This window comes from Pectobacterium versatile (assembly GCF_020166435.1).
GTDB lineage: Bacteria > Pseudomonadota > Gammaproteobacteria > Enterobacterales > Enterobacteriaceae > Pectobacterium > Pectobacterium versatile.
The window spans coordinates 51,487-59,379 of the sequence record NZ_JAINZP010000027.1 but is presented as its reverse complement, the minus strand read 5'-3'; the positions used below and the strand labels follow the sequence as shown (position 1 = coordinate 59,379).

Annotated in this window: 10 protein-coding genes; 2 read left to right on the top strand and 8 right to left on the bottom strand. The window is 49.6% G+C overall.

From position 1 onward, the window contains the following. Positions 1-52 precede the first annotated feature (52 nt). Positions 53-517, bottom strand: coding sequence for a hypothetical protein (locus K7X24_RS20055; protein WP_224558054.1), 465 nt, complete (start codon positions 515-517; stop codon positions 53-55). A gap of 310 nt (positions 518-827) precedes the next feature. Between K7X24_RS20055 and K7X24_RS20050 the strand changes: the two genes are divergently transcribed. Beyond that, the gene (locus tag K7X24_RS20050; protein ID WP_224558053.1) at positions 828-1,913 is read left to right on the top strand and encodes a hypothetical protein; all 1,086 of its coding nucleotides are present in this window, start codon (positions 828-830) and stop codon (positions 1,911-1,913) included. 511 nt (positions 1,914-2,424) lie between these two features. Beyond that, the gene (locus K7X24_RS20045; RefSeq protein WP_224558052.1) at positions 2,425-2,928 is read left to right on the top strand and encodes a hypothetical protein; all 504 of its coding nucleotides are present in this window, start codon (positions 2,425-2,427) and stop codon (positions 2,926-2,928) included. Between the two features lie 210 nt (positions 2,929-3,138). On the opposite strand, the gene K7X24_RS20040 is transcribed toward K7X24_RS20045, so the two are convergent. The 7 genes from K7X24_RS20040 to cas7e form a co-directional block, all read right to left on the bottom strand. Further along, positions 3,139-3,555, bottom strand: a complete 417-nt coding sequence (locus tag K7X24_RS20040; protein WP_039539501.1) for a type II toxin-antitoxin system HigA family antitoxin — start codon at positions 3,553-3,555, stop codon at positions 3,139-3,141. Then, on the bottom strand, positions 3,552-3,863 hold the full coding sequence (locus K7X24_RS20035) for a type II toxin-antitoxin system HigB family toxin (protein ID WP_224558051.1): 312 nt from the start codon (positions 3,861-3,863) through the stop codon (positions 3,552-3,554). Before K7X24_RS20035 ends, K7X24_RS20040 begins: the two co-directional genes overlap by 4 nt. 333 nt (positions 3,864-4,196) lie before the next feature. Further along, positions 4,197-4,490, bottom strand: a complete 294-nt coding sequence (gene cas2e / locus K7X24_RS20030) for a type I-E CRISPR-associated endoribonuclease Cas2e (protein ID WP_224558050.1) — start codon at positions 4,488-4,490, stop codon at positions 4,197-4,199. Then, positions 4,491-5,408 carry a type I-E CRISPR-associated endonuclease Cas1e gene (gene cas1e / locus K7X24_RS20025; RefSeq protein WP_010308688.1) on the bottom strand — a complete coding sequence of 306 codons (918 nt, stop codon included), beginning with the start codon at positions 5,406-5,408 and terminating at the stop codon, positions 4,491-4,493. 26 nt (positions 5,409-5,434) lie between these two features. Then, positions 5,435-6,082, bottom strand: coding sequence for a type I-E CRISPR-associated protein Cas6/Cse3/CasE (gene cas6e, locus K7X24_RS20020; protein ID WP_224558056.1), 648 nt, complete (start codon positions 6,080-6,082; stop codon positions 5,435-5,437). After that, complete coding sequence (gene cas5e / locus K7X24_RS20015) at positions 6,082-6,816, bottom strand: type I-E CRISPR-associated protein Cas5/CasD (RefSeq protein WP_224558049.1); 735 nt, start codon at positions 6,814-6,816, stop codon at positions 6,082-6,084. Before cas5e ends, cas6e begins: the two co-directional genes overlap by 1 nt. Before the next feature lie 9 nt (positions 6,817-6,825). Beyond that, the gene (gene cas7e, locus K7X24_RS20010; protein WP_224558048.1) at positions 6,826-7,893 is read right to left on the bottom strand and encodes a type I-E CRISPR-associated protein Cas7/Cse4/CasC; all 1,068 of its coding nucleotides are present in this window, start codon (positions 7,891-7,893) and stop codon (positions 6,826-6,828) included.

The following is a 7,893-nucleotide window of genomic DNA, read 5'->3' as shown; positions in this document are numbered from 1 at the left end:
AAGCGCGGGGATAGAAAAAGGGACTTCATCAAGTTATGCGCGCCGAAATGCGCTAGACGTAAACGCTAATACTGGAGCTGGAGGCCTGCCCCTGAAAGCGGTTCAGCGCCTCGGCGGCACGCTGTAGGCTTTCGGTATTTTGCACTTCGCTGCGGGATGATGCGCCCGCGACACCTTGCTGAATGGTGTCGAAAACATTAATCGGCTGGAACACATTGGAAGGCGGAATGCTTCCCCCTTCGGCTCTCGGTGATGAGACAAAACCCAGCAGCGCGGACCCTTCTTCACGTCCCAACCGACCACTGCTGACAAGGCCTTCAACCGTTTCATACAGTTCAGCAGGGCTAATGCGGGTGAAATCATACCGTGTCGTCTGACCAGCAGGAACGGCACCGCTGCCCGCCTGATAAGACTGAAGCTGTTCGGACAGCGCCGCTTTCTCTGCATGCTCGGTAGAACGCTTCGCCATCACCTGCTGGCTGGCAAAGACGGACATATCAGCGGATTCAACTCTCATATCTTCTCCTGGACAATAGAAAATACGGCTTGTCAGCCTATTACGCTAAAAATTTTCCTGCCTGTAGCATATGGTTTTATGCCTACGGATAAAGGAAAAGGGTAAAAACGCGCTTATTAGCTACATCTTTTAATTTTGGCATGTAATTGGCCATTCTGCCAACTAAACAGCTTCAAACCTACTCTTTTTAAGATTAAAAAAGGTATTTCAAACAGCATTCAGACAAGCGAATTATAAAATAATTATAAGTGACAATTTGTTAGACTAAAATTTGATTAGTTGGAGAAACGAATATAAATAGGTAAAAAATATGGTCTCAGCGATCTCTCATATCGGTTTGAATAAATCGCTCTACAGCATTTCGAGTGAAAAGGGACGCAACACGATCGACGGCTTATTGAATGCAGTAAGTGACCAATGCACGTTAAATCATCGATTAAAAGATGGTTGTACCGTACGCGAAAGTTTAGAGGCATTGTATGCCTTAGCAAAACTCAACCATAGAGAAAGTATTGAACTGTTGCTGAATATCGCTATGGGGCAAGGGGAAACGGCTTCTTACACGCAACAATCGCTATGTAAAATAGTATCCAGAAAGGATGATGCGCCCTATGAGGCAGCACGAACAGTACGAGAGGGGTGCCAAAACGCCATTATAGATTTTAACGGCAAGAATATTGGCTTCAACGCGAACGAAAACCCTAAAATTGTTTTTGCCGCAGGTAAAAAACTCAGTGACGATGAAGATATGGCGCAAACCATCCCTGTCGCCGTACAAGAAGAAATTCAAAATTTGAATGATGCCACGATTAAACCTGCTTGGTTTGAAGCATCAGAGAATCATTACTTTGATGAGCAGGTGAAGTTTGATGACATCCTTGCTAAAGATGACTATCTGAAATATACCCTCCCCAGTGATGGCGCCTGTCAATTCAGAGCTATGTTAATGCTCAGGGACAACAACACTCAATGGCTGCATGCCTCTAAAGATGAAATCGCAGAGGCTATCCCAAGAGATAGCATACTCACCGCTATCAAACATGCCTATCAGCTTGTTGATAAAACAGGAATGTCCATACCGCGGAAGCTTGCTGCATTTTTTGAAAATGAGAATTTTGCCTCATCTATTTACCAGGAAACCATCGCTTCGGGTAACTTTACTCTGTATTCACCCGAGGGGATTAGTTCTTCCATAAGCAACATTAAAATAGCGCCTGATAGTGAAGAGTCAACGTTCCTTGAGATTTTTGCCGATTTCATTGGAAAAAATATCAATGACATATTTCAGATTGAGACAAACCCTGACTCGCCCGCCTACGCAACACTCAAGGAAGTACACTACAACGTCATCGCGCACAAAGACCAATTTTCATCGTCCCTTAGCACAAACGCATAAATGCTGAATAAACTTCAGCGACCATAGCCCGCGCACAGGGAACACCATCAGTAGTGATGGGGTATCCACTCAAAGCACGGTTTATCCCCGCTGACGCGGGGAACACCTCTCTTGCCGCCTTCCTGTAACTCGAATTATTTAAGGTATACCACTACGCTTTTATTTCGTGATAAAAAACCCATGTTAAAAATATGCGTTCTCAACCGAAGGTAGATATAACGGTAAAAATCAATGACTTTTAAAATCGCTACTTACAATAATTGCAAGCATATTGGCATAAATTGGAAACAATCAATACATATCCTTCACCGTGAAGTAACGAAGTAAATAATTAGCAGGAGAATATAAATGATTAAAAACCCTAATTAAATATAAAAACCACAATGAAAATTTTCATACTTGTGTTATAGCTTTAATAAGTGCCATTGAAACTCGGCACTAAGTAGTAAAGAAAAACTTACAACCTTATTTAATAACCGCCCTCCACTATCAGCAAATATAGGTGAATAAAATGAGAGTTATTCTTGTTATATCTATCGCTATGTTGTTATCTGGGTGTATGGTTACAGAAACCATTGACAATGATTCACCAACGCTTGTCAGAAGCAGTTCAAGCCAGAGAGTTGGCATCTTAATACCAAATAGTGTCAATGCTAAATATTGTCCCGATGCACCAGCGGATACGGCAAAGACCTTTGATGGTACTATAGCTGCCGCGCTGACTGATAAATTAGGAAGTAGTATTACAACTGATGCCAGCTTAAAAACCGCTATAGTGGATCTGGCAAAAAGAAACACCACCACTAATGTTCTAGTTTATTCTTTAAATAGTTTATGCTTCCTTTCTATGAATGGAGTACTAAACGCATCTGAAGTAGCGGCTCGATTCGACGCAGTTTTAAAAGTTGTTAGTGATATAGCAGAAGAAGATAAAAAGACAGCAGAAAAGGAAAAGTCAGAAGCAGAACTAACCCTAAGGAAATTTAATTTAAGAAATAATATAATAGACAGGTAGACAAATACACTTCCTATATTTTATTACAGCATCGATTCTTTATATCAATACTGAAAAACGTATCGACGATTTCTTTCAATTCCTTCTTACAGAGTATTCCCTGCTAGCGCGGGGAATACTCAGACAACAGCCAGCCATAGCGTCATACCGCTGCTTATTCCTTACGAGATGCATAATGCCGCTCTTAGCAAGAATCTCTGAACCGTCGCGTCAATCAACAAAAGCACTCACAGGAATATCGAATCGTTTAGCAAGCGCTCTCATGTGATCAAGCGTTAGAGTGCGCTCACCGTTTAGAATGCGGGATACCAGTGACTTTTTACCGATCTCAGCTTCAAAATCACTCTGCGTTAGCTGATGCTGATCCATGAGGACACGCAGTAAAGCGATACCAGCAGGCAGAGCTTTAACACGTTCGTTGAAGGCAGCAAACTCCGGCGCATCATCTTCGTATTTGTCAATTTTGGCAGTCAGCATATCGATTAGCGGACTATCAGGCTCACTCTCGATCAGGTATTCAGTGAGTTTCAGCGCATCCTCATAATCCTTACGCGAAGTGCTACCCCCGAGGAACGGTACGATACTCGTCAGGTTGTTAGCGGCCTTGATGGCGTCTGCGTACATCATTCTTTATTCCTCCGGTAATACTCTGTCAGCCTGTCGTACTCTGCATGGGATGTGATGTGCTTGATGAAGATTTTCCCCCGCTCGAAATCAGCAAAAAACATCACTCGAAGATGCCCGCCACCAATATCAATAACCCACCACTTTTCCCGATATTTCATCCTATCCAGGCTGGGGAAGCGTTTTTTCATATCGTCCGGCGTTGTATACATTTCGCGTTTGATCACCCTATATAGATCAGCAAGTGCTGCCGCCTGATTCGGAAACTGAGTGGTTGCAGTGTCGAAAGGTGCCCGCGAAATAACATGCATCCTGATGCCTTCCCTGTTATTTCCAAATTGGAAACACTATGCCGTAAACGGAACGAGTTGACAAGATGGAAACCGGTATAATTTACATCTCTATTCTTCGGTTTATCCCCGCTGGCGCGGGGAACACATTTCTCCGCTATCCACTTTCTGACCAAGAAACGGTTTATCCCCGCTGGCGCGGGGAACACAGCCACTGAAGACTATCCGCTTATATGGTGTTCGGTTTATCCCCGCTGGCGCGGGGAACACTCTAAAAGTAGAGAGTTGTTTTATAACACTTTTTTCGGCATAAAAAATTCTACCGATTTTTCCATGTTGTTAAAGATCGCTAACTTATTGATTTTCAACACGTGAAAAAGAGACTAACCGCAAACCATCCAGATCTACCGGCATTCGGCGGTTTTCGCCCCAGGTTTGGAACTCAAAACCGGATTCCGTATTCGTCGCCCACGCCATCACCACGTTGCCCTGTTCCGCCAGTTCGATAATCTGCTGCCAGACCATCTCTCTCACCCGCTGTGACGTATCACCGACATACACTCCCGCGCGGACTTCCAGTAGCCACACCGCCAGCCTACCGCGCAAACGCGGCGGGACATTTTCCGTCACAACCACCAGCATGCTCATTTAACCCTGCCCCCGGTGGCCGCTGTCACCAAACGGTTTCGGTTCTGGGATTGCAGGCGGCTGTGCATCGTCCGGTGGTAGCGGCGGCGTAATGCCACCCGCAGACAAGACGTCCTCAATCAAAGGAATCAATTTGCTCAGCGTTTTCTGGCTGCGGAAAATATCACGACAGGCAAGCCGAACTTCACGATCCGGCTCGGCAGGGTTGCGGGCTGCAATTTCAAAGGCTTTCGCCACCACGCCCTCGAATTTAATGATGTCGGCAATGTCGTAGACAAAAGAAAGCGGTTTGCCACTGTGGACAAACCCGATTGCTGGCGCATAGCCCGCCGCCAGCACGGCCGCTTCCGTAATGCCGTACAGGCAGGACGTCGCCGCGCTAATGCACTGGTTAACCTTGTCGCCTCGCTCCCAGTCTTTCGGATCGTAACGTCGGCCATTCCATTTCACGCCATACTGCTGCGCCAACAGCGTATACGTTTGGCGCACGCGGGCACCTTCAATCCCCCTGAGCTGATCGACCGAACGGCGGCTTGGCGCAGGTTCACCAAAGCGTAGCTCAAACATTTTGCGCACCACTTTCAGGCGCAATTCCTCATCCAACGCCAGCTTGGCCTGATAGAGCAATTTGTCCGACCGCGCACCGCCGGGCTGGCCAGACGCATACAGCCGCACGCCCGCTTCGCCGACCCACACCAGCAGCGTCCCGACCGTTGCCGCCAGTCGCACAGCCGCATGAGAAACCCGCGTGCCCGGCTCCAGCATGATGCAGGCAACCGACCCCACGGGAATATGCGTGCGCACGCCGGTTTTATCCACCAGCACAAACGCACCGTCAATGACATCAATCTGCCCGTATTGCAGAAAAATGAGTGAAACCCGATCCTTGAGCGGGATCGGGTTAAGCGGAACATACATCGTCAACTCTCCCTGTAATGGGCAGGCTACGCCCGTTTCAATAGCAGCAGGCCGCACCCCAATGCTTTGCTTTTTCCTAATCCTTGTCGGGCAGCCGTCGCAAAGCGTTCAGCATCCGTAATGTGAAGTACGCCGTCATAATCCACGCTGCTGAACATAATCGCCGCCGACTGGCCGGGCTTACTCAGGCGATGGCGTTGATAGCCATCGACACGACACGACGACACCGCAAAGCCCGCATTTTCCCCTTGGCGTACCAGCCAGTCATGCGCACGCTGTTGCTGGTGCTGCCACAGTTCTACGCTAGATAGCCCGGCCGCTTTCGCCTGATGACGCGCATCCATCAGCACATCGCTCCGCTTGCCGTCTCGCGTGACCACCGGATTAGCTCGTAGCGAAAATGCCAGCGTCATGCCGTTATGCCACTGCGGTTGATAGGGCTTGGTTTCCACCTGAAACAGATTGTGACCCGCCTGTGGAGCCTGTTCAGAAAGCAGGTAAAACAGGCTTTTGGTTTCATGCGCCTCTTCACGGAACAGGAACGAACGCTGAAGCTGTTCAGGGAAAAGCTGCCAGAGCCATTGGTGGCTGGCATAGCCTCCTGCATGCAGCCGCTTTTCCGCCATCACACGCGGCAACGCATTGAGTTGCAGCGTTATTCTGGAAAAATACATCATTCATCTCCCTTTTCACTGCCGACATATTGCACGCGGGAGGTGAACTGCCAGCGCCGTCGATCGGCGGGCTGATCGTTTCGTGAGACCCGATATTGCTCCGTTAGCCCTGTGTCGGTTTCCTGCTCCCAGTAGCACACGCCCTCGGCACGGCCGATCATCTCTAACGCGAGATCGTTCAGCGCAGGCGTCTGCTTTGCTAACTGCCACACCTCGGCCAGCGTGCCAGCAAACAGGTGCGGTGCCAGCGGCAGCGCAGGCGGACAGTTTTTACGCCCGAAATAAAGCGTAAACACCGGTGATAACAGTGCATCCCGCAGCGCACTTAACGAGTAAGGTGCATCCGGCGTGGCGCTAATAGCGATGTGGTAATAGGCATCACAGCGGTATTCGCGTGAGGTCAGCATGGTTTCGAGCGATTGCCCTGCCTCCGGCCGCAATTCATCACACCTTGTGTAGCGCGGCACCTTGCGGTTTTCTTTCGGCATCTGCACCGTGTGGTAGTCATTCAGCCAGGTTTCACGATCGGAAAGCGGCCGCACCGCCACATGGTAATGCTGGTTGAAAACCGTCAGCGCGGCTCGATCGTCACGCCGAATCCCCAGCGCCGCAGCCAGCAACCCCAGCAGCGCCGAGCGGCTGGGTACCGTCGAGGTGTGGCGTACCTCACCAACCGCCACTTCCCCCCACGACACCAGCGGGGCATAGATCTGGAAGACCAGATAGTTATCCATAGTGCGCTCCTACTGGCTGATGAAATCCAGTACCCCTTGCAACGAACCGCCCTCGCTGTCGGCTTCCACGTTCAGTTCATAGGAAGGAACGCTGCCCGCAGAGGCGTACACCCGGTCAAATTTGTTTTTTTGTTTACGCAACAGATCGATGGCGTCATTGACCTGGTTGTCACTGCGGATGGGTTTGAAAAACGCGACCGACAACGTACGCGGCTGATCGGTGCTCTTTTCTGCCAACGCATAGGTTGCCAGCGCCCGACTGGCAAAGCTGTTCTGCTTGCCGCCCGGCGATACGGTCAGCACCGTTTCCGTCAGCGCACGTAGGGTCCGTGCCACCAGCGCTTCATCATTATTCAGATTTTCCAGCAGCAGATCGCGGTTAATGCAGACATAGTGATAGAACAGCGCCGAGGCAAAGCTCTGTTCGCCCATATGCGCCGATCCGCTGTCGGCTGACGTATTCAGATCATCCACCGCCGTGAAAAAGTCATCTTCGATGGTGACAGCACTCACGCCCAGCGCGTGTGCCACCTGACAGGCTGCTTCGACATTGAATTCTGGTTCGGCGGCCAGCATCCGGCCAAACAGCGCGATATCGACGCTGGCGGCATCCTTACGCAGCAGTTTTAGTTCTTCGCTATTCGGCTTACGCGATTCTGCAATCAGGCGAGCAACCAGTTGATCGATCAACGCCCTTTCCCGCACGCTGAAATGAGCAAGCTGTTCGATATCATATTTTTCCAGCGGATCTTTACTGCCTTTTTCTTCTTTCTTCGGTTTACCGAACTGTTCAGCAATGCTCTTCGCCGCTTCATCGGCCAGCTTTTCACTCATGCCTCCGGCAATCAGCGCAGCATAGATATCACGCCCAATGCGACGACTGCGGGTGCCGATATGGCCGTCCATCGCAGATTCAAACACCTCAGAGGTACGCCATGCACGTTTCAGGCTTTGTGAGGACACCCGCAAACGCTCGACGCCGCCAACGATTGCAGTTTTCGGACGTCCCGCGTCATCACGGTTCAGGTTGGAAGACGGATAAGCGGTTAAAAAATGAAGCTGGATAAAAGTGGTCAT

Coding starts and splice junctions, on each gene's coding strand:
- K7X24_RS20055 (WP_224558054.1), bottom strand. CDS start 517: ATGAGAGTTGAATCCGCTGATATGTCCGTCTTTGCCAGCCAGCAGGTG.
- K7X24_RS20050 (WP_224558053.1), top strand. CDS start 828: ATGGTCTCAGCGATCTCTCATATCGGTTTGAATAAATCGCTCTACAGC.
- K7X24_RS20045 (WP_224558052.1), top strand. CDS start 2,425: ATGAGAGTTATTCTTGTTATATCTATCGCTATGTTGTTATCTGGGTGT.
- K7X24_RS20040 (WP_039539501.1), bottom strand. CDS start 3,555: ATGATGTACGCAGACGCCATCAAGGCCGCTAACAACCTGACGAGTATC.
- K7X24_RS20035 (WP_224558051.1), bottom strand. CDS start 3,863: ATGCATGTTATTTCGCGGGCACCTTTCGACACTGCAACCACTCAGTTT.
- cas2e (WP_224558050.1), bottom strand. CDS start 4,490: ATGAGCATGCTGGTGGTTGTGACGGAAAATGTCCCGCCGCGTTTGCGC.
- cas1e (WP_010308688.1), bottom strand. CDS start 5,408: ATGTATGTTCCGCTTAACCCGATCCCGCTCAAGGATCGGGTTTCACTC.
- cas6e (WP_224558056.1), bottom strand. CDS start 6,082: ATGTATTTTTCCAGAATAACGCTGCAACTCAATGCGTTGCCGCGTGTG.
- cas5e (WP_224558049.1), bottom strand. CDS start 6,816: ATGGATAACTATCTGGTCTTCCAGATCTATGCCCCGCTGGTGTCGTGG.
- cas7e (WP_224558048.1), bottom strand. CDS start 7,893: ATGACCACTTTTATCCAGCTTCATTTTTTAACCGCTTATCCGTCTTCC.